The 26,353-nt window shown below is 54.2% G+C and carries 25 protein-coding genes; 16 read left to right on the top strand and 9 right to left on the bottom strand.

The window, feature by feature from the left end; genetic code table 11:
- From flhD to BST95_RS07435, 6 genes are all read right to left on the bottom strand, one after another.
- Positions 1-321 (bottom strand): flagellar transcriptional regulator FlhD, encoded by a 321-nt coding sequence (gene flhD, locus BST95_RS07465; protein ID WP_084198747.1) that lies wholly within the window; start codon positions 319-321, stop codon positions 1-3.
- A 223-nt stretch (positions 322-544) separates the two neighbouring features.
- Positions 545-796 (bottom strand): EscU/YscU/HrcU family type III secretion system export apparatus switch protein, encoded by a 252-nt coding sequence (locus BST95_RS07460; protein WP_276205934.1) that lies wholly within the window; start codon positions 794-796, stop codon positions 545-547.
- Between the two features lie 870 nt (positions 797-1,666).
- Positions 1,667-2,059 (bottom strand): flagellar protein FliT, encoded by a 393-nt coding sequence (locus tag BST95_RS07450; RefSeq protein ID WP_084198745.1) that lies wholly within the window; start codon positions 2,057-2,059, stop codon positions 1,667-1,669.
- A 4-nt stretch (positions 2,060-2,063) separates the two neighbouring features.
- On the bottom strand, positions 2,064-2,498 hold the full coding sequence (gene fliS, locus BST95_RS07445) for a flagellar export chaperone FliS (RefSeq protein WP_084198744.1): 435 nt from the start codon (positions 2,496-2,498) through the stop codon (positions 2,064-2,066).
- 39 nt (positions 2,499-2,537) lie between these two features.
- Positions 2,538-3,890 carry a flagellar filament capping protein FliD gene (gene fliD / locus BST95_RS07440; protein ID WP_084198743.1) on the bottom strand — a complete coding sequence of 451 codons (1,353 nt, stop codon included), beginning with the start codon at positions 3,888-3,890 and terminating at the stop codon, positions 2,538-2,540.
- A gap of 112 nt (positions 3,891-4,002) precedes the next feature.
- Positions 4,003-5,640: a PilZ domain-containing protein gene (locus BST95_RS07435; protein WP_084198742.1), complete on the bottom strand. Its 1,638-nt coding sequence runs from the start codon at positions 5,638-5,640 to the stop codon at positions 4,003-4,005.
- Positions 5,641-5,854: 214 nt separating this feature from the next.
- On the opposite strand from BST95_RS07435, the gene BST95_RS07430 reads away from it, so the two are divergent.
- The 3 genes from BST95_RS07430 (at position 5,855) to BST95_RS19930 (ending at position 11,714) form a co-directional block, all read left to right on the top strand.
- Positions 5,855-7,387 (top strand): flagellin N-terminal helical domain-containing protein, encoded by a 1,533-nt coding sequence (locus tag BST95_RS07430; protein ID WP_084198741.1) that lies wholly within the window; start codon positions 5,855-5,857, stop codon positions 7,385-7,387.
- A 359-nt stretch (positions 7,388-7,746) separates the two neighbouring features.
- Positions 7,747-11,262 carry an O-linked N-acetylglucosamine transferase, SPINDLY family protein gene (locus tag BST95_RS07425; RefSeq protein WP_084198740.1) on the top strand — a complete coding sequence of 1,172 codons (3,516 nt, stop codon included), beginning with the start codon at positions 7,747-7,749 and terminating at the stop codon, positions 11,260-11,262.
- A gap of 263 nt (positions 11,263-11,525) precedes the next feature.
- Positions 11,526-11,714, top strand: coding sequence for a flagellar protein FlaG (locus BST95_RS19930; RefSeq protein ID WP_169843877.1), 189 nt, complete (start codon positions 11,526-11,528; stop codon positions 11,712-11,714).
- A gap of 110 nt (positions 11,715-11,824) precedes the next feature.
- Here BST95_RS19930 and fliE read toward each other — a convergent pair whose 3' ends face one another.
- Positions 11,825-12,193, bottom strand: a complete 369-nt coding sequence (gene fliE, locus BST95_RS07415) for a flagellar hook-basal body complex protein FliE (RefSeq protein ID WP_205737345.1) — start codon at positions 12,191-12,193, stop codon at positions 11,825-11,827.
- A gap of 242 nt (positions 12,194-12,435) precedes the next feature.
- Between fliE and fliF the strand changes: the two genes are divergently transcribed.
- From fliF to fliR, 13 genes are all read left to right on the top strand, one after another.
- Entirely contained in the window at positions 12,436-14,202 is a 1,767-nt protein-coding gene (fliF, locus tag BST95_RS07405) for a flagellar basal-body MS-ring/collar protein FliF (RefSeq protein ID WP_084198737.1), read from the top strand.
- Positions 14,189-15,202 carry a flagellar motor switch protein FliG gene (gene fliG, locus BST95_RS07400; RefSeq protein ID WP_205737344.1) on the top strand — a complete coding sequence of 338 codons (1,014 nt, stop codon included), beginning with the start codon at positions 14,189-14,191 and terminating at the stop codon, positions 15,200-15,202. The genes fliF and fliG overlap by 14 nt, the downstream gene beginning before the upstream one ends.
- Complete coding sequence (locus tag BST95_RS07395) at positions 15,195-15,941, top strand: FliH/SctL family protein (RefSeq protein ID WP_084198735.1); 747 nt, start codon at positions 15,195-15,197, stop codon at positions 15,939-15,941. Before fliG ends, BST95_RS07395 begins: the two co-directional genes overlap by 8 nt.
- Positions 15,942-15,964: 23 nt before the next feature.
- The gene (locus BST95_RS07390; protein WP_084201088.1) at positions 15,965-17,371 is read left to right on the top strand and encodes a FliI/YscN family ATPase; all 1,407 of its coding nucleotides are present in this window, start codon (positions 15,965-15,967) and stop codon (positions 17,369-17,371) included.
- The gene (locus BST95_RS07385; RefSeq protein ID WP_084198734.1) at positions 17,368-17,817 is read left to right on the top strand and encodes a flagellar export protein FliJ; all 450 of its coding nucleotides are present in this window, start codon (positions 17,368-17,370) and stop codon (positions 17,815-17,817) included. The genes BST95_RS07390 and BST95_RS07385 overlap by 4 nt, the downstream gene beginning before the upstream one ends.
- Positions 17,818-17,837: 20 nt before the next feature.
- On the top strand, positions 17,838-19,061 hold the full coding sequence (locus BST95_RS07380) for a flagellar hook-length control protein FliK (protein ID WP_084198733.1): 1,224 nt from the start codon (positions 17,838-17,840) through the stop codon (positions 19,059-19,061).
- 101 nt (positions 19,062-19,162) lie between these two features.
- On the top strand, positions 19,163-19,651 hold the full coding sequence (locus BST95_RS07375; RefSeq protein WP_084198732.1) for a flagellar basal body-associated FliL family protein: 489 nt from the start codon (positions 19,163-19,165) through the stop codon (positions 19,649-19,651).
- 12 nt (positions 19,652-19,663) lie between these two features.
- Complete coding sequence (gene fliM, locus BST95_RS07370; RefSeq protein ID WP_084198731.1) at positions 19,664-20,674, top strand: flagellar motor switch protein FliM; 1,011 nt, start codon at positions 19,664-19,666, stop codon at positions 20,672-20,674.
- Positions 20,675-20,703: 29 nt separating this feature from the next.
- A complete protein-coding gene (fliN, locus tag BST95_RS21505) occupies positions 20,704-21,255 on the top strand; it encodes a flagellar motor switch protein FliN (RefSeq protein ID WP_229801700.1) in 552 nt (183 codons plus the stop codon).
- Position 21,256: 1 nt separating this feature from the next.
- A complete protein-coding gene (locus BST95_RS07360) occupies positions 21,257-21,667 on the top strand; it encodes a flagellar biosynthetic protein FliO (RefSeq protein ID WP_084198730.1) in 411 nt (136 codons plus the stop codon).
- Positions 21,667-22,407, top strand: coding sequence for a flagellar type III secretion system pore protein FliP (gene fliP / locus BST95_RS07355; RefSeq protein ID WP_084198729.1), 741 nt, complete (start codon positions 21,667-21,669; stop codon positions 22,405-22,407). Before BST95_RS07360 ends, fliP begins: the two co-directional genes overlap by 1 nt.
- Positions 22,408-22,422: 15 nt before the next feature.
- Positions 22,423-22,692 carry a flagellar biosynthesis protein FliQ gene (fliQ, locus tag BST95_RS07350; RefSeq protein ID WP_084198728.1) on the top strand — a complete coding sequence of 90 codons (270 nt, stop codon included), beginning with the start codon at positions 22,423-22,425 and terminating at the stop codon, positions 22,690-22,692.
- 11 nt (positions 22,693-22,703) lie between these two features.
- Complete coding sequence (fliR, locus tag BST95_RS07345; RefSeq protein WP_066057664.1) at positions 22,704-23,495, top strand: flagellar biosynthetic protein FliR; 792 nt, start codon at positions 22,704-22,706, stop codon at positions 23,493-23,495.
- On the opposite strand, the gene flgL is transcribed toward fliR, so the two are convergent.
- Positions 23,492-24,691 carry a flagellar hook-associated protein FlgL gene (gene flgL / locus BST95_RS07340; RefSeq protein WP_084198727.1) on the bottom strand — a complete coding sequence of 400 codons (1,200 nt, stop codon included), beginning with the start codon at positions 24,689-24,691 and terminating at the stop codon, positions 23,492-23,494. The genes fliR and flgL overlap by 4 nt on opposite strands.
- A gap of 18 nt (positions 24,692-24,709) precedes the next feature.
- Positions 24,710-26,332: a flagellar hook-associated protein FlgK gene (flgK, locus tag BST95_RS07335; protein WP_084198726.1), complete on the bottom strand. Its 1,623-nt coding sequence runs from the start codon at positions 26,330-26,332 to the stop codon at positions 24,710-24,712.
- Positions 26,333-26,353: the final 21 nt, after the last annotated feature.

The raw sequence follows: 26,353 nt of genomic DNA, 5'->3' as shown, positions 1-26,353 counted from the left end.
TCACTGTTCCACTGCATTCGCTAGCTTAGAGGCCAGCAGAATGGCCTGGTGACTGGGTGTTTCAATGTGATCACGCCGGGTGGCCAGCGTTACTTCCAACTCTCTAACCTCAGAGAAACGCAGAGCGCAGATCACCTGGCTACTTCTGGCGATCTGAACCAGCTTGCGAGACGGGAGAGATTGAATATAGTCAGCCACATCTTCAGAAATGCCTAAACGAAATATAGCCGCAGCGCGATCATCGCTGAGGAGCTGCTTGGCCAGAAGAAGATATGTCATGTTCATCTCCTGAATTTCATCAAGCGTGTCTCTGTTAATCATAGCCGCGTCTATCCTTGATCGCGCAGCCGAAAACTACGCGTGCGAGTATGGAAACTATTTGGCAACCGCGGTGAGCCCCCGCGGAGACCACGAACAAACTCGATTCAGTATAGCAGAGCATCAGATATGCTGAGCGAAATCGTGAATTTTTCGAAATAAATGTCTTGAGAGCGTAAATACACTACAAATAATCCGATGTCCTGGCTTACTCAAATTTCTATTATCAGCGCTCATCAGCGACTTTCTTATCAACAGCAGACAGCCAAACGAGCAGCTCTGCGATTGCGGTATACATGTGCGGCGGAATATATTCATCGAGATCGATTTGCATAAGCAGAGCGACAAGCTCAGGTGAGTCGTGCACAAATACATCATGCGACTTCGCTTCTTCGATAATTCGCTCAGCAATAGCGCCATATCCGCGCGCAACAACACGAGGCGCAGGATCGTCGGACACTTTATACCTCAGCGCCACAGCACTGGATTTAAGCGAATGAGTCTTGTTATCTGGATGCTGCACTGATATCAGACCGGTTGATCATCACAGCCACCTCGGTGGCGAGCTTGTGCTGCACTTGACACCGCCAGACCTCGGAAAGTGAACGTAAGGCCCTTAGGCCGCGCTGACTGGCACATTGCAGATCAAATGAGAAGCCACGTGGGCCATCCACAAGTGTCGCAGTTACTTTACCCAGGGCAGGCAACACAATCTGAATGCGAGTTCGGCAACGCGTCAGAGGCTCAGCATCTGACGTTCCATCGTAGCCTTCGCGAGGCGCGCTGCGCCCACGGGGCGACGACAGCCAGTCGACATTGAGCGTCAGGGGAATCGCCGGCATCAGCTCACCCTCCCACGTTAACACCGGCCTGGAGAGGAGATCGACTTGCTGCCGCACCAGGGAACGCAGGGGTGGCAAATCAGCCTGGTCGTGCCGCCACATCCGAACCTGTGGCTCCCGCAATAGCGTTTCCAGTGTGAGCCGCCCATGAATCCACTGGCGTAAGTGGGATTCGTAGAAAAGTCCACTGGAGCATATGCTCCTCTGCAAGCGCACAGCTATCAATGTGCCCGCCTCTGGGCTTGCTATTCCATCCTGGGTTAGATGGCCTACCGCCCGGATCATCGCGCGCGCCTCAGGAGGATCTGACCCGAGTATACCTGCCAGCAATCTCGCCGGGGCGCTCAAATGGGCAATAGAATTGGTCTTATGGGCATTGCTGGTACGGCTTGCCAACTGATCGGTCGGCTTGTCAGCCGCACTTCGGACTGGCTCCACTCGAGATACCCTGAGCCTGTCTACGGCGCCAAATCTTGCAACAGACTCAATGAGCACACCAATCTGGTTTAGCACGGTACTCGTCCGGAGAGCCCGTCATGAGCAAAACCGGCCTTCTTGGTTACGCAGAATTCCGGCAACAAGGAGGCACCCTGACGAGACAGTTCGCGGCTCAGCTCGAGTTGACGCTCATTTAATAGCCGCCAGACTTCATCCACCTGAACGTCAACTTCATGGATTAGGCGATCACGCTGGGCGACTTGCGGCTCATTCAGGCACGCATTAACACCAGAACGTTCCAAACGCTCCCAGGCTTTACAGAACTCCAGCTGTTCGGTGGCCAGACTGGACCATTGGGAAGCTCGCGCCTGCCGTAGCATCCTGCGGGCACTCGCCATCAGATCGTCGTAAGGCAAGAGTGGTTCGGATATTCCGGCGTCATTTACAAGTTCACAGCGCATAGAGTCACTCCTTGCGTAACGTAACAGCCAATTCTCGCCAGGCCGAACTGATTTCCTGAAGCAGGTGCTCTGCCTGATCGAGAAGCGTCACGTCGACACGAACGTTAGCCTCCAGCAGCAACCTTATAATGTAGTCGTAGATTCTTGCCAGATTGGCGGATATCTCTCCACCGCGCTCCATATCAAGTGCCGCCAACAACCCTTGGTTTATGATATCGACCGCTCGCGAAATAGACCGGCCGCGTTCGGCGATCGCACCCATTTCGACATGAATGCGCGCATTGCGGATACAGCTTTCAGCGCCGTCAAAGAGCAGAACAATGAGCTGGTGTGGGTCTGCCGACATTACCCCACTCTCTAGCCCTACTCTAGCGTAGGCGCCTGCACCCGAATTACCCGGAACTATGTGTTGTTGACCATACACTTCTCTACTCTCCATTGCTCAAACACTCCGAGCCCCATGTCTCTATTCAGCTCGCTATACGCGCTGCGACAACTGGGCGTTGAGAATGTCAAATTGCTGCGCTACGTACGCACTCGTTGAATTCAGGTTACCCACCAGAATGTCCAGCTGGGAAAACTGCTTGCGATAGCGTTCTACTGTTCGATCAATACTCGCCTCAACCCGCTCTTGACGCTGATCGAGTGCGTCAATACGGCGATCCAGGCTATCGCTTGCACTGCTGATAATGCCATCCGAATCCAGCAGTGCTTTCAAGGCCGCTGACAATTTTTCGGCAATACCATCACCACTGTCATCGCCGGCGAAGAATGCTGACAATTCGGCCAACTGCTCCTCGACTATGTCAGACAGCATGTCTTCATCGACCTCAAGCGTTCCATCTAACTGCAGTGCAATACCACTATCGCTTAACTGGACCAGCTCACCTCCGGGACGCCCAGTGGTAAAGATGCCGCGCAATTGCACTTGAACCGAACGCAGGGTGGAGTCTCCAAGCAGCGCACCCGACACACCACTTTCAGGTTCATATCTCGTCAGGTTATCGATCTCTGTCTGCAGCCGGTTATAGGCTTCGACAAATTCAGCGACACCGGAACGAATGGTTTCATCATCAACATCAATTCGAACACCGACCTCGCCCTCCTCTAGCAATGCCAAAGTCAGCCCTTCGAGAGCGCCTTCGACCTGATTTGTCTGGCTGACGATATCAATGCCATTAACAGTGAGTTGTGCGTTCTGCCCCTGCACTTCGGTGGCGTCATCCAGCACCAGCGAACCCGCCAGCGCGCCGAAGTCGATATTCGTAATGGCAGCATCCTCGCCAGCTTCAACTGAGCCTATGGACAGACGGTAGGGCGCATCACTACCGTCATTGACAACACTGGCTTGTATATCGATCCCACTCTTGTTGATCGCATCACGCACATCATTCAATGTGCTTGCCTCGCTATCGATATCAACTTCAACGCTGGTATTGTTGGCAAGGGTAATCGTAATAGTGCCAGCACCAAGATACTCGTCACGGGCATCCAGACCCGTTGTCGCGATACTGTATGTGCCAGCCAGCTGGGTAACATCGATATTGTATTGCCCTGGCACCGCATCGCGAGTGGCAGCTACGCTGATGCCTTCACTTGTCGACGAACTTGTCACCGACTGAAATGCCGTACCGTCCGAAAGTTGATCGACTTTGTCCTGAAATGACTCCAGCGCTGATCGGAATTGTCCTAGCGCAGAGAGCTTAGCTTCGAACGAGCGCTGCTTGTCCACGATCGGAACAAGCTTCTCGCGTTCAGCACTGTTTAGCTGATCCAGCAAGCCATTCAAATCCAGACCAGAGCCGATACCAAGTGCACTAATTGTGGGCATAATTCAACTCCACGCCGTCGTCAGTCGTGCCATGGACTCAGGTAACTTTGAAATAAGGGCGCCAGGCACACAGACTGTATCGGCCCTTGCGAGGTAGAACTTAAGCCCGGCGTTAGATGTGAGTATTAACTGGCACCAGTAACTCACGTAGTGACTTTGTTTGCAGCTCCATCATTTGGCGTTGCAAGGATTCTCGATTTGGGAGGCATCGCTTACCACAGGGCACTATAACGGCGGGACGCTGATCGGCATCCAGGGCACGCACCCAGAAGTTTTTGTCATCAGGATCACAGACCCGACTGGCCACTGGCATCTTTCCAAAACAAGCCACAGTGATATCAGCCCAGTCGGCAAGATCCGGATAGTCGGAGCAAACGCGCTGTAAAGCGTAGTTCCAGGGCTGCGCAGTCTTGTAGGCCACATCGCGGCATTGCCAGTCCAACAGCCCCAGTAGCAACGCCAGTTTCCCCAGGGGAGTTCTGGAACAGTTCGGTGGCGAACAGGCCCCACTATCCAGCACGGCTTCAACGGTTGCATCGGGAATCCAATTGCAATGTGCAAGAGCTGACTTTATGACAGCCACGGCCTCAGCCTGGTATACCGGCCTAGATGCATGCTCCAAAGAGCAGCTGCCGTTAACCAGATACCCTATGTCGTGAACCAACGCACAGGCCACCGCCGCTTTCAGCTCACCCTCGGGCAAACCGCAATGGTGGGCAACACAGGCCATCCGTACTGCCAGGCAGACGTCATGCCAAATCAATGCTGGATGGCCTGGATCGTCCAAAGTGGCAAACAGGGCCTCCTCGGCGTCGCTTGCCGCAAGGACAATCAGATCTTCTGCCGCCCACAGCAAACTTTCCATGGACAGCGATTTACCGCTCCTGAGGTAGTACCACTGAAAACAAAGGCTATCTGCAATATGGCGTAATCGAACGGCTGCAGCGGAAAGCGGCTTCCTAGAGTCAAGTACTTCATTGTCGACTGATGAAACAGGCCTGAACAACTCGGATGGCTCAAAATCACGCTCGGAGTCGGCAGCCCGGGCACTCTCCCGCTCAATGTCACGAACCAGCTGCCAAACCCGGCTCTCATGCTGCGCCGAACAGGAATGAAACTTAAATCCCGCTGTGACTGAGAAATTCTCTTCAGACAGATCCAGATATCGAACCTCAGCTGAGGATTGGAACAACTCGCCACTGGGAAACGCAACTTCCACTGAATAATCTGGGCATTCCGGCTGCATATAACAGGCGTGACTGGACAGGTGAACACGGCACCCTCCCACCGACAAGTCCGCCAGTTCACCCTGTACCGGCCTGATCAAGCCAGGACCGCTGATGGTCACGGGGCAATCGAGATCCTTTCTGAGCCTCGCATGAAACTCGCCACGCCTCGCGTTAATCACTATGCACTCTGGCAAACCTGTGTAGACAGTTGCGGCGTTCTCCAGCACGTGACAGTGCTCTATATGAAGTGAGTTGCTCTGGGCGTACTTGACACCCTCGTTGGTAAACAGGGTGATGGAACTCCCTGCAGAATGTGCCCGCTCAGCCAAGTTAGCATCGACCACTTCGAGCGCTAATTGATCGCCCTCGTCTAAGCCCACAACCACCACTGGGCAAGCTTCACTTGGGCTTGCGTCAAGACGGATCCACAGGCCGCCTACGCCAACAAAGCCCTCCAGCCATTGCCAGATGTCATCTCGCCCCTCAAGTAGATCCTGCTCAGTTGGCTGTTCTTCAACCATTTCCGACCTCGACGTCAGCCCGACTATTCTGCCGCTGCGTGCGCATCCGACAATCAATGTGCGAGAAATATAGAACATTTTCCGCTATTGCAATGCTAAAGGATTTTGGCGACTGGCCGAAACACAGCCTAACGGCAAAACGGCCGTCAATGCAGGGGCACAAGCTCGAGCGCTTCGGCATTCATGAACGAGAAACCTGAAAAGGAATACGACCATGTCAGTCATCAACACGAACATCACCGCGCTGGTCGCCCAACAAAATTTGGGAAGTTCGCAAAGCGCTTTATCAACCGCCATGGAGCGTCTGTCTTCGGGACTGAGAATTAACAGTGCCAAAGACGACGCAGCCGGCCTCGCCATCGCAAACCGGATATCATCACAAATTACCGGCTTAATGCAGGCTCAACGCAATGCAAACGACGGTGTTTCCATCTCCCAGACGGCTGAGGGTGCACTGGACCAGGTTAACGACAACCTACAGCGCATTCGCGAACTCAGTGTTCAGGCCGCCAACGGGACGAACTCGTCCAGTGACCTGACATCAATTCAGAATGAGATCCAGTCGCGCCTGGATGAGATTGATCGAATCTCAGCGGAAACCTCGTTCAACGGCGTCAACGTACTTGCCGGCGACGGCACCTTCACTATTCAGGTTGGCGCGAATGACGGCGAGGCTATTACGATGAACCTCCGGGAAACGTCAGCGAGCACGCTGGGGCTATCGGGTTTCCAGGTCGAAAATACATTGCTGTCGAACGAGTTATCAAGCTCAGCAACCACGGAAATTACCCAAACGCTGGACGTGAAGAATGCGACATTCGCAGACGGCGGATCCAGCGCCAGCTATGACATCTATGTAGCAGGTGACGACCCGGACAATGGCTTCTACGTGTGGGATGCGGCCACCAGCCAAGGCTATGTGGCCGACTACAACACCACCAGTGGCGTGGTGACTTTCGATAGTTCCGGTACAGCTAAAACTGCAAGTGATCTCGGTACCGGCAGCGGCGATATTACCGCGGTGTCATCCGGCGATGGTGTCTTCGTCGGCGACGGCATTACCATTAATGTTGATGATTTAAGCGTAGTATCAGATACCAACTCTGCAGCAACACCGGCGCTTTATCAGGATGTTGGGGGTGACTACTACGTCACCTTAGATAGCGGCGCCAACTACTTTACCGCATCGGTGAACTTTACCACGGGGGTGGTTAGCTATACATCTGGAACCAATGCGATCACCAGCGGCGCAACAACGGTTTCAGCCTTGAGCGCCCAGTTGACTCAGATTACCGACAATGACGTTGTGAGCGTTGACGTCAGCGGCATCACTGCACTTACCAACCCCAATGTCTACGCGTATTCGGACGGCAGCGGTTACGTGGTGAGTGGCAATGACGCAGACGGTAACACCGCCTACTACGAAGCAACAATAGCCACTGATGGCACGGTTTCACTGGGAAATCAGCTAACCGCGGACCCGCTTGCCACGCTCGACGCGGCGCTCACTCAAGTTGACGTATTACGATCCGAACTGGGTGCAGCACAGAACCGCTTTGAATCAGCCATTACCAACCTCGCCGAGACGTCGACCAACCTGTCTGCAGCACGATCTCGAATCGAAGACGCTGACTATGCGGTTGAAGTATCAAACCTGACCCGAGCCCAGATCCTGCAACAGGCAGGCACCTCGGTACTCGCTCAGGCCAATCAGGTCCCACAGACTGTTCTCAGCCTGCTTGGATAGTGGTCACGCGGCTCCACTCAACGCCCCTGATGGGGCGTTTTTTGGGAGTAGGATCATAATAAAGATGAAATAGCGTACTTTTCCTCTGTTTATACGCACTTTGAAGAAGACAAGGTGTGGCTATAGTGGAATTCTCGCAGTCAGCGTGGGGACGCGAACTGCACCCATCTAGGTCAACGGGCTCCTATCTTTCCTTCCCCTGGGAAATCGCCCGTAATTCCAAGCCCCCTTTATTGGGGGCTTTTTTTGTCTGACGATAAGAGCCCTTTTGTTCGTCTTATTCACCTCATTGGCAACGGCTCAACCTGCCTACACTGCAGACTGAAGTAAAACCGCGATGATCCCGAGGTATTCTGAACATGCATAAAAAGTCTAGCCAGGCCACACCTTTTTCCGCGCCATCGGCACGCCTTAAGCTTCAAGAGGTAAACCACGTCGCCTTTGGCCAGGTGCCTATAGAGAAACAGCAGCAGTACGTAGACCTGCATCAGGCCGGCGATAACCAATCCTGCCTCGAATTGGCCGAGTCGTTTGCCGCCCACTATCCGGACAGCCGTTTCGCCTGGAAAGCACTGGGATCATCCCTCCTGCGCAACGGAGCGCTGGATGAAGCTGAACGCGCACTGAACCGCGCCGCGAGCTTGCAAGGCGAAGATCCCGAAGTCTGCAACAGCCTTGCCAGGGTGTATCATGCTCAGGGCAGAACTGAAGAAGCCATCAAACTGATGCATCGGGCCCTGGAAATAGAGCCTGATTTCGCTTCTTCGCTGCTATGGCTTTGCCGGGAGCTGGCCGACAAGAGTCAGTATGACGCGGCCATAGAGCTGCTGGATAACGCGCTGCTTTGCAACCCTGAGCATCGTGACTTTCTCAAGAAGAAGGCCAATTTGCTGCTGCGCGCCATTCGCTATGGCGAAGCTGCGGAACTGCTGGAGAGCTTGTGTGCGCTGGAGCCGGACAACGCGATATTGCTGCACAGCCTGGGCAACGCCTATTACAACCTGGGACGCTTTGAGGACGCAGAAAACAAGATCCAGGCGAGCCGTGAACTGGACCCGACCAATTTCCTTCTGGCAAGCGATCACTTGTTGTTAATGCACTATAACCCCCATCTGAGCGCTGAGACTATTCACCAGGCCCATCTCAACTGGGATGCACTGTTTGCGACAGAAGCTCCCGTGCCACGCGCGACGGTCGACCAGAACCCTGATCGCCGTATTAGAGTTGGCATGATTTCAGCAGGGTTTCGAATTCACCCAGTGGGGCAGATGATCACTTCCTGCCTTCAGTTCCTGCCCAGGGAGGATATCGAGCTCTACTGTTACACCATGAATGACAAGTGTGATCCCTACACACAGCTCATCCAGCGTCGCTCGGATGAATGGCGATCCGTCATCAGGCTCAGCGACGAGGAGTTGGCAGAACGCATTGCAGAGGACCGGATAGATATCCTTATCGACCTGTGTGGACATACCGAGGGCAATCGCTGCAAGACCATCGCCATGCGACCCGCGCCGTTGCAAGTCAAATGGGTTGGCGGGCAAATCAATACCACTGGCCTGACAGCCATGGACTACATGATCACCGATCACGTAGAGACGCCTGAAGGGGTTGATCACCTCTACACCGAGAAACTGATACGTCTCCCCGATGACTACATTTGCTACATCCCCAGAGGGGATACCCCGTCAATTGGCGCCGTGCCAGCTCTCGAGAATGGGTATATCACTTTCGGGTGTTTCAACAATCCCACCAAAATCAATGCGCAGCTCATTGAACAATGGGCCAGCCTGTTGCTGGCTGTGGAACACAGCCGATTGTTCCTCAAGGGCAGTCAATTCGGCTCTGAAGAGTTATGTGGACGGGTCCGGGCTATGTTCAAGCACCATGGCATTGACGAGCACCGGATTCATATTGAGGGTCGATCGCCGCACGTTGAACTTCTGGAGGCCTACAATCGCGTAGATATCGCGCTTGACCCTTGGCCCTACTCGGGAGGTTTGACGACCTGCGAGGCCATACTCATGGGCGTGCCGGTCATCACTCTACCTGGACCTACTTTCGCAGGGCGCCACTCGGCAACGCACTTAACCAATGCAGGCTTGGCTAACCTTGTGGCCAGAAACTGGCAAGACTATCGACGAATCGCAATAGGCCTCGCCAATGATATCCCAAAACTGGAGCACTATCGCAGCTCACTACGACAGCAATTGCAACACTCGCCCGTCTGCGACGCGCATCGCTTTGCGCGTCACCTGAATAGCGCGCTGCGTGCAATCTGGCAACGCCATTGCTCAGGCGAAAACCCGGCTGCCTTGTCTTTCAACCCCAACGGGCAAATGCAGTTTGCCAATGAAGATACGTTCACCAGCGTCAGGATTAACGAGCTGCCGAACCCCAGAGACCCCAATCACAGTATGGTGCAGCCCGACTTCGTATGGTCTCTGGAGCGCCACATAGTGGTCATGGATTGCGGCAGCAAACTACTGCTTGACCCAGGTTTTGACGCACTGGCCAGCACCAATGCCTTTCAGGTTATAGGCTTCGATCCCGCCAGCCGCGTGCCACGCAGTGACGACGATGGCACCCGCGAAAATGTGCAAGTGTTCCAGCACACGGTACTGGGTGACGGCAAACCAAGTGTGTTGCACGCGTGCATCGACCCAGCGTGGAGCAGTGTGTGCAAGCCGCTACCCGCCGACGCCCTGCCGGGCGCCATGCAACTCCCTGCACAGGTACTTACGACCCTGCCTATTAGTACGTTGGCGCTGGATGATATTGAGGGCATGAACCAACTTGACTGGCTCATTCTGGACACCTCGGGAAACCCGCTCACCATCCTCGAGAACGGGCGCAAAACACTGGAATCTACTCTGCTTCTACAAATTCGCTGCCCCACCCAACCGCGCTACCTGCACCAACCGGATCTATCTCATTTGATCGCCAGCGCAGCGGAATCCGGCTTTACCCTTCATTGTCTTACTGATTTACAGCGAGTGAGTTCCTGCGATGGCCTACAGAACGCATTCCCGGCAAGTCAGTTAGACTCGGTGGACTTGCTGTTTGTGCCCTGTGAAGCCAGGCTTGCCAAGCTACAGATCGAGCAGCTACTGACGCTGAGCTTTATACTGCACAATGTGTTCAATATTAGGGATTTACCAGCATCGTTAATCCACCGCGTTGATCCCGATCTCGCGCAGCGGTACATTCGCGCTGCTGCCCACATGGAGAATCCGCAACAGGCACCCATGGAAAGTTTTGTGCGACCCGGGACTGTCAAAAATCAGGACAAAGAATTCAATCTCCCCACCGCACCACATATGTCGCGGGATGAACGGGAGCTGTTTGCCCGATGCCTGTCTTCTGCCGAGTCTTACTTCGAGTTTGGCTCTGGCGGTTCCACCGTATGGGCAGTAGCAGCTGGTCTAGAAGTCCACGGCGTTGAGAGCGATGCGCAGTGGGTTAACGCCTTATCGCGCGAGCTGGGAGATCGCTGCCACCTTGTGGCAGTCGATATCGGAGAGGTCGGCGAGTGGGGTATGCCTACCTCAAACAAATTTGCGGAGCTGTTCGTCGATTACAGTCGCGCCATTCATCAGCTACAGCAACCCTTCGACCTGATTCTGGTCGATGGACGCTTCCGGGTCGCCTGCGCGGCACGAGCGATAGAGCATACTCTTCGCCACAATACGAACCTCGCAAGCACCAGAATATTCATTCATGATTTCTGGAACCGTGAACAGTACCACCCGATCCTAGAGTTTCTAGAATTGGTGGAGCGGGTAGAAACCGCGGGTGTGTTTACTGTCCGTGAAGACCTCGATCGCGCTGCCTTGCGCTCGCTTTGGGAAAGCTATGCGCACGACCCTGCCTGAAGGCAAGGTACTAAAGTCGAAATTTCTACTGCCGATAGACTAGGCGTGAGTGTTCAAAGAGCACGAGTATCTCAAAAAAAGGGGGTGAGTAGAGGCCTATGTCTATCACAGTCAGCCCATTGACAATGAGCGCCGATAACAGCCGCAGCACCACGCAGGCAGAGGGTAAGAACAGGCATTATGGTGCGCGAATGATAGATGATGCCACGCTATCTTATCGTGCTGCCTATGGCGCGCTCGCTGTGAGAACAGAGCCCCCGCCCTTGAGCGACCGTGACTTGCAGCGCATTAACGGAGTTATGCGCCCGTACACTCTCCAGTTCGACCTGGTTAAGAACAGTGACCAGGTGAGAATCCGGATCGTCGAAAGCGACAGCGGCGAAGTTACTCGCCAGATGCCCAGTGAAGCAATGTTGCGTGTTGCGGCGCACCGTGAAGAACTGAGCGTTTGAATTATTGATCAAATAGCCTGAGGATTTAGCACGATGAAAACATGGATTAGCAGCACCATTGGCCTGATAGCACTAGTAGCCGTTGCCGGCGCCCCCGCACACTGCATGCTCTACACCTGCATGTTCATGATTTCCTTGTACGCGGTGAGCAGCCTGTTGCGTAGCTGGACTCCGGCTTCGAAGGCCAAGGAAGCTTTCTGCGAATTCACCATAACCTGATTCAGGCTGTAGCCTGAATCGCCAGCCTGGAAAGCCATCGCCTGTTCGCGGGCAGTAGACTGCAGCTGATTAATTCGTAGCAGAGAGCTGTGCAGCTCATCGGCGAAACCTGCCTCGCCAACGGAATGCCTGACGCCATGACCTTCGCCGGGCTCATGCCGGGCCTCAATGGACAACTGCTGCATTTGATACAGCATCGCCTTCTGCGCGCCTGGTGGCGTCACCATAACCAGTGCTCCCTGCACAATAACAAATTCCATACTAGCTTCTAAAGATTGAGGGCAGTCGGGCGATAAGCAGCAATAAAGTCGACTTTATTGTGCTTTAGCCTATTGGCAGCCCTGCCATAATCTCACCGTGCGATATTTTCGGGTCAACCAAAAAGCCTGAGTATCGGACGTACTTCCAGAGGCTGAGGTTGGCATGGGCGAAACGCAGAGTACTGAGCAGAAACTGAAACCACTGCAGGGCAGTGATTTTGCGTACGGGCAGGTATCGCTCCATGGCTGATACAGCGACTGTCGCAACCCCTGTCTCTGTCGCGCCGGTTCCTGCGGCGCAACTGCCGGCCGTCATTCCCGAAGACACACCCGCTAAACCACAAACAACGCTTGAGCGACTTGCAGCCAATCATTCGACAGTTCCACTACTGATTGTATCGGCCGCGTTTCTTGCCGTAATGATCGCGGCCGCGCTGTGGGCGACTAATACAAGCTATCAGTTGCTCTACAGTAATCTGAGTGATGCCGAAGGCGGCGAGCTCATAGCAGCGCTGGACCAGCGCGGCATTGACTACAAAATCAGTCAAGGCGGCGGTGCTATCCTGGTCCCCGCCGAGCATGTTTACAGATTGAGGATGGAGCTAGCTGAACAGGGCTTACCCCGAAGCGGCAAAGTCGGCTTCGAACTCATGGACAATCAAGCCTTCGGGATTAGCAAATTCGCCGAGCAGGTCAATTTCCAGCGCGGCCTCGAAGGTGAGCTAGCACAATCCATAGAACAGCTGAGTCCCGTCAAGTCAGCGCGGATTCACCTGGCCATGGCTCGACGCTCCGTTTTCGTCTCCCAAAACCAGCCTGCCAAAGCTTCAGCGGTGCTCAATCTGCACGCGGGCAGAACAATGACAGAGAGCCAGGTGAACGCCATTGCGTTAATGATCGCAAGTGCGGTGGCCGACCTGGAAGCGGAAGATGTGTCCGTGGTTGACCAGCGAGGCGAGCTGCTATCAGCACCCAAGGATGACATTGACGGCCTGAAGCACACCCAGCTGGAGTATACCCACACGGTCGAGTCGAGCTACCAGCAGCGGGTGCAGAATATTCTCGAGCCTATTCTTGGCACGGGCAGTTTCAAAGTGCAGGTTAGCGCCAGCCTCGACTTCACCCGCGTCGAGGAGACCACCGAGGCCTGGAGCCCAAACAAAAGCAGCGACAGCGCCTCCATTCGCAGTAGTCAGACTCGCACCAATTTTTCAGGTAACGAAGACGCCGCTCGGGGCGTGCCGGGCGCATTATCTAACATAGCACCGACTTTCGAGCCGCCCGTCGCAGAGCAACTTGACCCGGAGGCTGCCGATGGCCAGGCCCTCGGCGAAGCAGCAGCCGGGCGGAATACCAACAAGTCCAATCTGTCACGCGACGATATTGTGAACTACGAACTGGATCGTGCAGTACGCCATATCGAACATCCGCGTGGTTCTCTGGAAAGGCTCAGTGTCGCCGTTGTCGTAGATCATCGCCAAAGTATCAACGACCAGGGTGAGCAGACGAACGAACCCCTTAGCGAGGCTGAACTTACCAACATCACACGACTGATCCAGCAGGCAGTCGGATTCACACCCGAGCGGGGAGACAGTGTTGAGGTGGTAAACAGCGCCTTCAAAGTCGTTAAGGTTCCGGTCGTGGAAGAGGCGCCCTGGTGGCGAGAGCCCGCCAACCTGGACATGCTTGCCGGCTTCCTACGCTACCTGGTCGCGGGCATTATGATAGCGCTTAGCTACCGCCTGATTGTGCGCCCGGTAATGAAAAAGCACCTGATAGAGGCTACACCGGAGACTACGCCCGCGTTAGCTGAGGGAGGCGCATTGAACAAAAGCGAAGGCGGTGTAGGTGACGATACCACAGACCCTGCGGCTTCCATCCCCTTCAAGCGCGTAGACCGATCGGCCAGTTACGCAGAGCAGCTACGTGAGCTACAGCGCTTGGGTGGCGAAGATCCGAAAATGATTGCCATGATCGTTAGAAACTGGATGAAACATGACAGCAACTAGCGCCCATTCTTCGATGAGTGGACTCCAGAAAAGTGCCATATTACTTCTTTCACTCGAGAATGAGAGTACCGCTGACGTGCTCAAGCATATGTCTGCCGTTGAGATTCAACAACTCTCTCAACAAATGGCGTCCGTCGCGCAGGTATCACACACCGAGGTGGCCGAAGTCCTAGATGAATTCTTTACTGAATCCGAGGACTTTGCCGTACTCGGGGTCTCCTCTACCGACCATATACAGGACATACTAACGAAAGTGCTGGGTTCAGATCGAGCGCTCAGCCTGATCGAAGACATAACCGAGACCAAGAACACTCATAACGGTATCGAGGCCTTGAACCTGATTGAACCTGCCACCGTTGCAGAAATGATCAAGGAAGAACACCCGCAAATTATTGCCACCATTCTCGTGCATCTTGATCGCCGACAATCTGCAGACATTCTTGAGCTTTTCGATGAGAAAGAACGCAACGACATAGTTCTGCGAATCGCCACCTTCAGTGGTGTACAACCCGCCGCGTTACAGACACTGACCGAAGTGCTCGGTTCGATGTTACGAGGCCAGAATCTGAAGCGCAGCAAAATGGGCGGTGTCAAAACCGCTGCCGAGATTCTCAATATGATGAACTCTTCTACAGAGGAATCCATAATCGAGAACGTAAAGGACTACAGCGAAGAGCTTATGCAGCAAATTATCGACGAGATGTTCCTTTTTGAAAGCCTTGAATTCCTCGACGACTCGGCGATCAAAATAGTTCTAAAAGAAGTAGATACTGCGACTTTGGCGGTGGCGCTAAAGGGTGCACCGGCATCAGTGACCGAAAAATTTACTCGCAATATGTCTCAACGGGCTTCCGAAATGTTGATCGAGGACATGGAAGCCCGTGGCCCGATGCGTCTATCTACGGTGGAGAAAGAGCAGAAGAATATCCTACAGTTGGTTCGGCGCCTGGCTGAATCCGGTGAGATAGTATTGTCCAACGGTGACGAAAGCTATGTCTGAGTTGAATGAACGCACAGAACTACTTACCGCCTCAGCGCCCTGGCAACACTGGGAAATGGAATTACTCGATCCCCCCCGAGGCACAAATGACAGCCTTGCACGGCCTGAAGAACCCGCAGCCGAAGCCGCAATCGAAACTGCGAAAACTGATGACGAGCCCTCGGCCGATGACGCAGCCATACTTGAGAAAAATAGATTAGAGGCCAAAGCCAAAGGCTACGAAGAAGGCTATCACATGGCCAGGGACGACGGCTATGCGGTGGGCTTCAAAGAAGGCATGGCAGCAGCAGAACAGGAGCTTGAACGACTACGCCAATCGGTATTTGGCCCCCTACAAACTATGCGCGACGAATACAGAAACGCCCTAGATACTGCTAGCGCCTCGATAAGCAACGAGTTAATCGAACTATCACTGGCTATTGGCAATCACATGGCACTGGATTGCATTGCGCTCAATCCTGAGACCATTAGGCGTTGCGTAGAGGGGCTACTGCAGGAGAATCTGCACCTGGGTGGAGATATCGAGATTACCATGAATCCTGATGACGTTGAGATCATCAATACCCACTGTGCTGACGAACTCAAAGCGCGCTCCTGGGAAATAAGACCCTCCCGCGCCGTCAGTCGTGGCGGGTGCATTGTGCGAACCGCAGACACTGTCATCGATGCCTCACTAGAGTCGCGCCTGCAACAGATTTTCACTAAAGTCAGGCAGCGCGCAGACCAAGGCGTCTCTTAATCCACTGATCGATGTCCTTCAATATGAACTCACCTGTTCAAGAGAACTCATACGAAAATCGCCACTTTGCTCGCTGGCGAGAAACTCTTGTCAGTGTCAACAATCGGCTGCAAGACCTGCCGCGCTACCAGCAAAGCGGCCGGATAACGCGAGCTGCTGGACTGGTGCTCGAGGCAACAGGCATTCAGTTGCCGCTGGGCAGTTTCTGTCTGATTGATTTGCCGGGTGTGGATCCCCGGGGCGACGGCACTCGAACGGCGGAAGCGGAGGTGGTGGGCTTTGGCAAGGACACACTGTTCCTGATGCCACTCACAGTGATCGAAGGGCTTGTGCCTGGCGCCCGAGTGTATTGTCCGAGCGAACACTGTGATCGGGGTAAGCGATTTCCTGTGGGCATGAATTTACTAGGCCGGGTCGTAGATGGATTCGGCGATCCGATTGACGGAAAAGGCCCGCTGCACCCCGATAGCTATGCCTGCTCGCCGACCACCCCGATCAATCCTCTAGATCGTAAACCAATTGAGGCCCAGATAGATACCGGCATTCGTGCAATTAACGCTCTTTTCAGCATCGGTGAAGGCCAGCGCATCGGTCTGTTCGCAGGGTCAGGCGTAGGCAAATCAGTTCTGCTAGGGATGATTGCCCGATATACGTCCGCCGATATAGTCATCGTGGCACTGATTGGCGAGCGCGGCCGCGAGGTCAAGGAGTTCATTGAGCATAGCCTTGGTGCCGAAGGGCTTACCCGAGCTGTTGTGGTGGCCACACCCGCCGACAACTCACCCCTCCAGCGCTTGCACGGTGCTAGCTACGCAACACTACTGGCAGAGTACTTTCGAGACGCAGGTCATCGAGTTCTGTTGTTCATGGATTCGCTGACCCGATTCGCCATGGCACAAAGAGAGATCGCCCTGGCAGTGGGCGAGGCGCCAGCGACCCGAGGTTATCCACCATCGGTGTTTGCGCGTTTGCCAGCATTGATCGAACGGGCGGGCAATGGCGCATCCGGGTCGGGCTCTTTGACGGCCATCTACACCGTGCTCACAGAAGCCGACGACTTACAGGACCCAATAGCAGATGCTTCCCGTGCAATTCTTGATGGCCATATTGTATTGTCACGACAGCTGGCGGAGTCCGGTCACTTCCCAGCCATCGACGTGGAGGCCTCTATCAGTCGGTCTATGGACAAGCTGGTGGGCCGCGAGCAACTCGATAGGGCGCTGGAGATAAAACGCTACTTCAGTATTTATCAGCGTAACCAGGATTTGATAAGCCTGGGAGCCTACAGCCCGGGTCACGATCCACTGCTTGATGTCGCAGTCGCCAACTACCCCGCGGTAGAGGCATTCCTGCAGCAGAACATATCAGAGAAATCCACTATTAACGATTCACTCGCCGAGCTATTGCATATCAATGGAGACAGGCCATGAAGACAGACGCCGTCAACTATCTAAAAGACAAAGCCGAGCAAAAGAAGCTCTCGGACACAGCCTGTTTCTCACGCGATCGAGCATCCAAAGCGCATTTACAGGAACAGTGTAATGCGCTCCACGCTTACCGCAACGAGTATCGGGAGAAACTTCGGCTAGCTCTCATAGAAGGCTCTCCACTCCAATTGGTACAGGAGTATCAAGTGTTTATTGGGTCGCTGGATCGCGCCATTGAACACGCAAATTTGTCCATGGAACGCCAGGAGCGCGACATTGAGCAATCGATGCTCAACATGAAAGATAGTATTCGCGAGCACGCGTCATTGAATGCGCTCTGCACTCGTCGTGAGGAACGGCGAATTGAGGAGGAAAACAAGCGTGAACTCAAGGAGATAGACATGATCGTTACATCGCTCTATCAACGCAAGCAGCGATCGGAACTCTAGCGCATTGACGCACTAACACTATGGATGCCGAACTACTCAGCCTCATGGCAGCGCCCACTCCAGCGCCGCTGCCCGTTGATGCCACGCCAGGAGGCAATACCCAGGGGACCAGTGGTCGCTTTGCCTCCATTCTGCGCTCCCTTGCTGTGTCCGAAAACCTGACTGCGGATCAAGGAACAACACCAGAGGCGCTGATCCAACCTAGCAGCACTTATAACGTGGCGCAGCTGGCACCACATTGGCTACCTGGAATTCTTTCATCTCAGCCTCTAGACCCCGCCAGCCCGATCACCCAGATAACTAACTCGCAAGCCACCGCACTGATCCCGCGCGACATGTCATTGGTGGGGACGAGCGAAACTGCCGGGCCAGTTTTTGAAGCGATGGCCCAACGCCCTCGCCCGGTGGATCGTCAAATCGCAGGAATTGAGCTAGGCGTGAGAATGGCTCCGCCCGCCATCCAAGTATCCATCCGCGGCAGCGAGTTGGGGCTTGATCTGGTGAAACCTGAGACGATGTCCAAGGTTCAGAACCCTGCTATCGGGCGGGCAAGCGGCGAGCTCGCAACTACCAATCCAAAAGAGCAACTTCCAGCGCTCACGACGCAGTCGAATAGCCAAACGGAGCAGGGTGTGACCAAACCACTCACATTGGAGCTTGGGATCAATACAGTCAGCGAGCCGAAACATACGCCAGTGACTACATCCTCTTTAGGCAACTATGGCGTCAATCTTTTTGCAACTGCAGCACCCTCCAGTTTAGACGTAAACACGCTCCATGCGCCGTCCCCACAAGGCATGTCCCATAGCAACCAGCAACTCGCTATAGCCTCACCGCTCGGCAGCCAGAAATGGGGGCTTAGCCTGGGCCATCAGTTAGGTCGCATCACACTGAGTGGCGAACAGCAGGTGGCCATCCAGCTGCATCCACGTGAGCTCGGTCCGCTTTTGGTGGAGATGCATGTTAAAGAACAGCATGCTCAGCTCAGCTTCTTCAGTAACCAGCCGCTGGTGCGGCAATCGATTGAGCAGGCGCTGCCGCAACTGCGGGAGATATTGGGCGAACAGGGTATCGAGCTTGGTGAGACAGACATATCGGCTGAACAAGGCGCGCATCAGCAACAACCTCAGAATAGGCACCCAAGTGCTGAGCTGAGAGGGCTGATTGACACACCATCGGCAACTGCCCCAACCGCAACCAGCGAGCGTCATATACACGCTCTCGGCATCAACATTTACGTATAGTGCGGGGGCAGCAAATAGACGCTTCAATTGCTCTCTTTTCCACGGATTGCTTCTGCTCTGAACACTTACACTTAAAGAATCGACGCTTAAGGATTGGCGCTATGGCAGATGAAAAGAAGTCCGGCGAAAAAGAACAGCAACCAAAATCCAGAAAACGAATCATCCTTGTCGCCATGATGCTTGTTGGGATTATGGGCGCGGCGGCGGGAGCGTACCTAACTCTCGGAAGCAGCGACGCTGATGAATCCAAAATTGCGGAGCCGGCGATCATCGTTGACCCATTGTTTGTCAAAGTAGGGCCGATGACCGTAAACCTGCAAGGAAAGAGCACCGACAGGCTTCTCTACACCAGTGTTATGCTGCGGGTCTCCGACGATACAACCAGAAATTTCCTTACCACCTACATGCCAGACATCAATAATAGGATGTTGGTTTTGCTATCACAGAAGAGCGCTGAACAGCTAAAGGCTGCCGAGGGCAAAAGCCAAGTTGCTGATGAAATTCTGCTCGCCCTATCTGAGCCATTCTCAGATCCGCAGCCAGAGCTCTCGATTGTCGGCGTTTACTTCCAGGATTTCATCGTCCAGTAGGCGGACCCTGTCATGGCCGAAAGTGATCTACTGTTACAAGATGAAATCGATGCACTGCTCAACAGTGTCAGTGGCGATGAAGAATCGGCTGAAAACTCCCGGGAAGTAGAAGCCAGAATCCGCCCCTACGATCCACGTACCCAATCGCGGATCATCAAAGAACGCCTACATGGCCTGGACATGATCAATCAGCGATTTGCCCGGCTTTTTCGGGTGGGCCTGTTCAATCTGATTCGACGCAATGCTGACATCAACTGTGACTTTATGAAGTTTGAAAGCTACAGCACTTATTCAAAAAATGTCCCTGTACCCAGCAACATTAACCTGGTCAACATCAAACCGCTACGCGGCACAGCACTCTTCGTATTCCCGCCGGACATTGTATTTCTGGTGGTCGACAGCTTATTCGGTGGCGACGGCCGGTTTCTAACCCGATCAGAGGGCAGGGAATTTACAGCCACGGAGCAGCGTATTATTCATCGACTTCTGGACCTGGCAATCGAAGCCTATGTAGAAGCATGGCGCCCGATCTATGAAATTCATGTTGAATACGTGCGTTCAGAGATGCAGGTGAAGTTTGCCAACATCACCAATTCACCAAATGAAGTCATCGTAAATACCAACTTCCATCTGGAGGTAGGTGCTTCCACGATGTCGTTTCAGGTGTGCATCCCTTACACAATGATTGAGCCTATACGCGATGCCCTGATTAACCCGGTCGAGAAGAATGAGGAGGAAGGCGAAGCTCCATTTCGTGACCGTTTCTCGAATGAAATCAAAGGGTCACAAGTGGAGCTTATTGTCGACTTTTGTCAGATACCGACCAGTATCGGCAGCATTCTTTCCCTGAAAGCGGGCGACATTCTGCCCGTGAATCTCCCCGATTCCATCCCTGGGCATGTCAACGGTGTTCCCATTCTGGAATGTGGCTACGGAAGCCGCGGCGGGCATCGCGCGCTGTCAGTGAAGCAAGTACTCAACATTTCGCAGGACCAATTTGAACAGGATACCGAATCCCGGTAGCCCGGAAGCATACTCATGGAGCCAACACCGTGATTAACGAAACCGAAGACACACTCGAAGCGCCAGACCAGACCCTGGTCGATTCGACCGAAGCGACGGCCACTATTGCAGCTACAGCCGATGAGACCTTAGAAAAGGAAGACCCGTGGGCTGCGGCTCTCGCAGAGCAGGGTGTGACGCAGGAGCAGGATCAAAAACAAGTCGAAGAGAATCCAAAGGCTGACCCCGGTACAGGCTCCGCTTCTCATAACCACAGCGTCAGGGATGGTAGCGCAGAGGCGTTCCCGCCGCTGAGCGCAAGCCCTGCCAAAGGTTCGGCACAAGAGCTGGACCTCATCATGAACATCCCGGTCAAGCTCAATGTGGAGTTGGGCCGTACCCGTATATCTATCCGCCAGCTGCTGGAACTCGCACAAGGCTCTGTGCTCGAACTCGATGGACTGGCAGGCGACCCTATGGACATTCTTATCAACGGCTATCTCATCGCCCAGGGCGAGGTCGTCGTCGTCGAAGACAAATACGGCATCAGGATTACCGACATCATCACTCCCACAGAGCGAGTGGAAAAACTCAACCGCTAGTATGCAGACCGACGATTCAGCGCCTTTGAATTCCAGTGCGGTAGAGCCGCTATATGGCGCCAGTATGCTCGGCCAAACTCTGTTGTCGCTACTCGTTGTCGTAGCGCTGATTTTGTTGTTGGGCTTGCTGGCGCGCAAGTTGCTGCGTCCGACGCGCAGCAAGGACGATATTCTGCAGCAGATCGCCACCACCCATCTTGGACCACGCGAACGTCTGGTGCTTATTGCGTTCAGAGGTAATACCGAGCTGTTGCTGGGCATAAGTAACGGAAATATCTCGCTCATTCACAAGCATGACCGACACGCCCTATCGCCCCCCAATACGGACCATGACTTCGACCGAATGCTGGCCGCTCACAGTGAGACACTCACCGACGCTGACCTCTCGAGTCTATCTGGCGAGTCACAGTGATGAGCCCTGCGTTTGTCAGATCGATCACCTGCACTGCAATGGCCTTGTTCTGCGGCGCTGCAGAAGCACAGATTACCGGACTCACAAGCAATACGCAGGCCGATGGCAGCCAGTCATGGTCCATTAATCTGCAGTTACTGCTGCTATTATCCAGCCTGGCTTTTCTACCAGCGATCCTGCTGATGATGACCAGTTTCACTCGCATCATCATCGTGCTGAGCCTGTTGCGAACGGCTATGGGCACACAGTCTGCGCCTCCCAATCAGGTGTTGATTGGCATGGCCTTGTTTCTGAGCCTGTTTATCATGACGCCGGTGCTCAGCCAGATCTACGACGAGGCCTGGCAGCCTCTCAGCAACGGCGACATAGAATTCGAGGAATTCATCAGTCGCGCCTCAGGCCCAATGCATCGGTTCATGCTGGCTCAGACACGGGAGAATGATCTGACGCTATTCGCTGAGTTATCCGGAGACCAGCAATTTGCCAGCCCGGCTGACGTACCTATGTCTGTGCTGATTCCGGCGTTTGTCACCAGCGAGCTTAAGACCGCGTTCCAGATTGGATTCACGATCTTTATACCCTTTCTGATTATCGACCTGGTCGTCGCCAGTATTCTAATGGCTCTGGGCATGATGATGGTACCTCCCGCCACCATTTCGTTGCCTTTCAAACTCATGCTTTTCGTACTCGTCGATGGCTGGCACTTGCTAATCGGTTCACTGGCGATGAGCTTTACCTAAAGGAGTTCCCATACCATGACACCCGAATCAGTAATGGATCTCGCCTATGCCGGCATGCGGGTCGCCGTACTACTGGCCGCGCCGGCACTACTTGTGGCTCTGTTTCTGGGCCTGACCGTTAGCTTGTTCCAAGCCGTCACCCAAATCAACGAAATGACCCTGTCATTCATTCCGAAAATTCTCGGCGTCGGGCTGACGCTGTTAATTTTCGGACCCTATATGCTCCAGTTGATTACCAATTATACGGCAGAGTTACTCCAGGGCATTCCAAGCATGATCCGCTAGCGAGTAGGAAAGTGCTGGAAGTCAGCTTTACAGAGCTGGAGACGTGGCTATCCCAGTTCTTCTGGCCCTTTGTTCGGATTTCGGGGCTGGTGGCATCTGCCCCGCTGCTGGGTCATCAAAGTATCCCAATGCAGGCAAAAATAGGCCTGTGCGTCGTGCTTACCATCATTGTTTCCCCTACACTGCCACCGTTACCGGATGTACCGATGCTATCCTGGAGCAGTGCCGCGATCATCGCTGAGCAAGTCATCATCGGGGTGGCCATGGGCACGACCATGCGCGTGGTGTTTGCGAGCGTGCAGGCCGCCGGTGATTTTATCGGCCTGCAGATGGGGTTAGCGTTCGCTGCATTTTTTTCGCCGGACACGAACACCAACACGATGATCGTCGCCCGCATTCTATACATCGTATCTCTGTTACTATTCGTGGCGCTGGACGGACATCTACTCCTGATTGCCGCCGTTGCACAGTCATTCCAACTGCTTCCCATTGCCGCGTTGTCGATTAATTCCGAAGGCTTCTACTCCCTTGCAATGTTTGGCGGGCAGATCTTCAAAACCGGACTGTTACTGGCACTACCGGTACTGTGCATGTTGCTTATCATTAACCTCTCGATGGGAATCCTAAACCGTTCCGCGCCGCAATTTACCGTTTTCACGGTGGGCTTCCCGATTTCACTGGGGCTGGGAATTCTACTAATCGCGCTCCTAATGACCCGGCTGCAACCGGTACTTGAGGAGGTGTTTGATCGCGGGCTGGAGTTTATTGACTTTCTGCTGACACGCGGATTAGTTGTAATTTAGCGCAGATAGTCGAATAGCGACATACCGTTGATGTCGACAAACGAGCGCTGTGCCGCCTGCAGACCCACCTGGCGTAAACTGTAGTCAGCAACCGCTTCGTTATAGTCAAGATCTACTAGCTGCGAGAGATTGGTCTGGTACCCGAGACTACGACTAGCCGCCACGCTGTCGATAATATCCAACTCGTTGAGCCGCCCACCCACCGAGGCACGTACGGTGAGAACGTTGTCAAGACTATTGTCCAGCTCTCGCATGACAGTATTCAAGGAATTGTTCAGCGCAGCACGATCAGCTTCTGTAGACACGGGTTGACGAAGCACCGCCAGCGCCTTGTTCAAGGTTTGGAAGATATCGGTATTCATTGTTTCAGCAGGCCCGACGTCGATAGAGTCGCCGATCTCGGGCACTCCCCTAAGCTCCAAGGAGAGGCCGCCAAAGGTGATTGCTGCGCCATCTACGTACAAAGACGGCGGCGCTCCGTTAATCGACACGCCTAGCTCACCGGCCATATCAACAAACGCAACGGAGAAATTAGCGCCATAGCCAGGATCTGCAGGATCAATCACACCCGGCCCCTTGAAGACCACACTGCCGGTATTGGCTGAGTCAGCCTCGGCCACATAACCGGAGCCCGGGGTCACTCTGAGAAATACCTGATCGCCGCTGTCGGCCACCGACATCAAGCGTGAGTTGTCTACGCGCTGAGTGCGTTCATTGGTGTCTCCCACATAGACAATATTGCCCAGCCCGTCATCAAAGAACGGCGGCGCACCATCGTTGAAACCACCGAAGAAAAAGCGTCCATTGCCGTCGGCTGCATTGGCCTGCCCCAATACCGTTTCGAAAACGGCCTGCAACTCGGTAGCAACTGACAGCCGATCTGCATTCTGCAAGGTGCCGTTTATACCCTGCAGCATCAGTGTTTTCGCTGCCGATAACGCATCGCTTACACTAGAAAGCACGCTTTCTTCTTGGGACAGGGAGTTGCGGGCGGTCGCTCGAGCGCCGGAGTATTGCTCGATAACCCCGATGGCCTGGCTAATTCCTACGGCTTTTGCACTGGCCTGCGGATCATCCGAGGGCGTTACTACCCGACGACCGGTCGCGATCTGCTGACCGACGCGAAGCAGCTCACCCTGTTGCCGGTTCATTGAGGCAATACTCTGCTCATACATGTTTACGGTGCTAATCCGCATTAAATGCTCCTAGGAGGCCTATGACCTCAATCCAAGCAAGGTGTCGATGATGACTGTGCCCACTTCAATCACTCTTGCGTTGGCTTGGTAGTACTGTTGATAGCGCACCAAATTGGCAGCTTCCTCGTCCAAATTAACACCCGACTCAGACTGCTGCAGGTTGCGCACCTGCTGGCGGATACCCGCCTGGGCCTCGAGATTGATCTGGGCGATATTGGTACGGTTGCCAACATCGCCAAGTATCGCCGCATAGCCCCCACCAGGGCTGGCACTGCCGCCAACAATATCTGTCGACTGCAGCTGCTGCAGTGCGAGCGCATTAAGGTTGTCACCCGTGGCCGCAGACTGGCCTGCCGCTACCTGAGCGATGTCCACTAGCGCTGTCGAGAACTGCGAGGCAGCGAAGCGCGTTGGCTGTAACGCATACCGATCGCCATCGGCCAGCAGACCGGGATCATCCAGTGTCAGCACCACACCGTCCACCGTTAGCTGGTTGGCACCATCGAGAAAGCCCATGGTGGTGCTCTGATCATCTTTGCGGGTGATTGAAAACTCACCGGTTCCCGCATCGACTACGCGAATTTCGTAGCTGGTACCGGTGAGATCGACGGTATCACCGAACGCAGCAGAAAAAACCGCAGTACCCACATTCCGATCATTAGCAAATGCACTGGGAGAACCAATATCAAAAAAATCTAGTCCCGGATCTCCATTGAGATCTACGCCGGCCCTATGCTGCTCGTTAACTGCAGACGCCACGCTCACCGCCAGACGACCAATACTGTCTCGAGCTGAATCGAGGACCTCGCTTCGGAAGGCCAGCAAGCCGCCAATCCGGCCACCGTCAAAACTATCGTCTTCCAGTTCCAAGATGTTGCCCCCAGAGTCTCGATAACCAATCGCTTTTCTGCTGGAGTCATCGCTGGCATCCACAACAGAGAGCTCATAAGCATTGTCACCTGATACGAGGGGCTGCCCATTGCCAATACTCACACTGTACGTACCGTCACCCTGCACCAGCACCCGAGTGTCGACAATTTCACTCAGCTCGGCAATCACCTGGTCACGCTGATTCATCAGCGCATTCGGCAACTCACCGGTGCGGGCAAGAGTCACCGTAATCTGTTCATTAAGATTCGCTATTAGGTCGGCTTTGTTGTTAACCAGGTCAACCTCCTGAGCCAACTGAATATCAATGCCCCGAGCCATATCCTCGAGGAAACCCGACACCGAGCGAAACTGCGTTGCCAGACTATTGCCCGCTCCAAGCACGCCTTGCCTGGCAGCTGGGTCAGAGGGGGCAGCGGCGAGGTCAGACACTGAGGAGAAAAAACGCTGCATCAATGCCGACAGTCCCGAGTCCTGATCTGCCAACAGATCATCGATCTGAGAGGTATTAGTGGCATAGACCTGATAGAACTCCAGCCGTGTCGTCGCCTGATTGAGCTGGCCAGCTGTGAAGGCATTGAACTGTCGCTGTATTGCCGACACACTGGCCCCGCCACTGACCACCGAGTCTTCAAGAACGGTCAGTTCTCGATTGTATCCGGGCGTGTAAACATTACTGATGTTCCGACTGGTGACGTTCAGTGCGGCCTGTGCTGCATTCAGTCCACTGAGCCCGGTGGAAAAAATGCTCATAGATTAGGATCCTTTCCCGCC

The sequence above is a fragment of the Halioglobus japonicus genome, from assembly GCF_001983995.1.
GTDB lineage: Bacteria > Pseudomonadota > Gammaproteobacteria > Pseudomonadales > Halieaceae > Halioglobus > Halioglobus japonicus.
The sequence above is the reverse complement of the archived record's forward strand: the minus strand, read 5'-3'. Positions and strand labels throughout refer to the sequence as shown.

Excerpts from the sequence above, each read along its gene's own strand:
- flhD (WP_084198747.1), bottom strand. The coding sequence starts at position 321 with ATGATTAACAGAGACACGCTTGATGAAATTCAGGAGATGAACATGACA.
- BST95_RS07450 (WP_084198745.1), bottom strand. The coding sequence starts at position 2,059 with ATGCGCTGTGAACTTGTAAATGACGCCGGAATATCCGAACCACTCTTG.
- fliS (WP_084198744.1), bottom strand. The coding sequence starts at position 2,498 with ATGGAGAGTAGAGAAGTGTATGGTCAACAACACATAGTTCCGGGTAAT.
- fliD (WP_084198743.1), bottom strand. The coding sequence starts at position 3,890 with ATGCCCACAATTAGTGCACTTGGTATCGGCTCTGGTCTGGATTTGAAT.
- BST95_RS07435 (WP_084198742.1), bottom strand. The coding sequence starts at position 5,640 with ATGGTTGAAGAACAGCCAACTGAGCAGGATCTACTTGAGGGGCGAGAT.
- BST95_RS07430 (WP_084198741.1), top strand. The coding sequence starts at position 5,855 with ATGTCAGTCATCAACACGAACATCACCGCGCTGGTCGCCCAACAAAAT.
- BST95_RS07425 (WP_084198740.1), top strand. The coding sequence starts at position 7,747 with ATGCATAAAAAGTCTAGCCAGGCCACACCTTTTTCCGCGCCATCGGCA.
- fliE (WP_205737345.1), bottom strand. The coding sequence starts at position 12,193 with ATGGAATTTGTTATTGTGCAGGGAGCACTGGTTATGGTGACGCCACCA.
- fliF (WP_084198737.1), top strand. The coding sequence starts at position 12,436 with ATGGCTGATACAGCGACTGTCGCAACCCCTGTCTCTGTCGCGCCGGTT.
- fliG (WP_205737344.1), top strand. The coding sequence starts at position 14,189 with ATGACAGCAACTAGCGCCCATTCTTCGATGAGTGGACTCCAGAAAAGT.
- BST95_RS07395 (WP_084198735.1), top strand. The coding sequence starts at position 15,195 with ATGTCTGAGTTGAATGAACGCACAGAACTACTTACCGCCTCAGCGCCC.
- BST95_RS07390 (WP_084201088.1), top strand. The coding sequence starts at position 15,965 with ATGAACTCACCTGTTCAAGAGAACTCATACGAAAATCGCCACTTTGCT.
- BST95_RS07385 (WP_084198734.1), top strand. The coding sequence starts at position 17,368 with ATGAAGACAGACGCCGTCAACTATCTAAAAGACAAAGCCGAGCAAAAG.
- BST95_RS07380 (WP_084198733.1), top strand. The coding sequence starts at position 17,838 with ATGGATGCCGAACTACTCAGCCTCATGGCAGCGCCCACTCCAGCGCCG.
- BST95_RS07375 (WP_084198732.1), top strand. The coding sequence starts at position 19,163 with ATGGCAGATGAAAAGAAGTCCGGCGAAAAAGAACAGCAACCAAAATCC.
- fliM (WP_084198731.1), top strand. The coding sequence starts at position 19,664 with ATGGCCGAAAGTGATCTACTGTTACAAGATGAAATCGATGCACTGCTC.
- BST95_RS07360 (WP_084198730.1), top strand. The coding sequence starts at position 21,257 with ATGCAGACCGACGATTCAGCGCCTTTGAATTCCAGTGCGGTAGAGCCG.
- fliP (WP_084198729.1), top strand. The coding sequence starts at position 21,667 with ATGAGCCCTGCGTTTGTCAGATCGATCACCTGCACTGCAATGGCCTTG.
- fliQ (WP_084198728.1), top strand. The coding sequence starts at position 22,423 with ATGACACCCGAATCAGTAATGGATCTCGCCTATGCCGGCATGCGGGTC.
- flgL (WP_084198727.1), bottom strand. The coding sequence starts at position 24,691 with ATGCGGATTAGCACCGTAAACATGTATGAGCAGAGTATTGCCTCAATG.
- flgK (WP_084198726.1), bottom strand. The coding sequence starts at position 26,332 with ATGAGCATTTTTTCCACCGGGCTCAGTGGACTGAATGCAGCACAGGCC.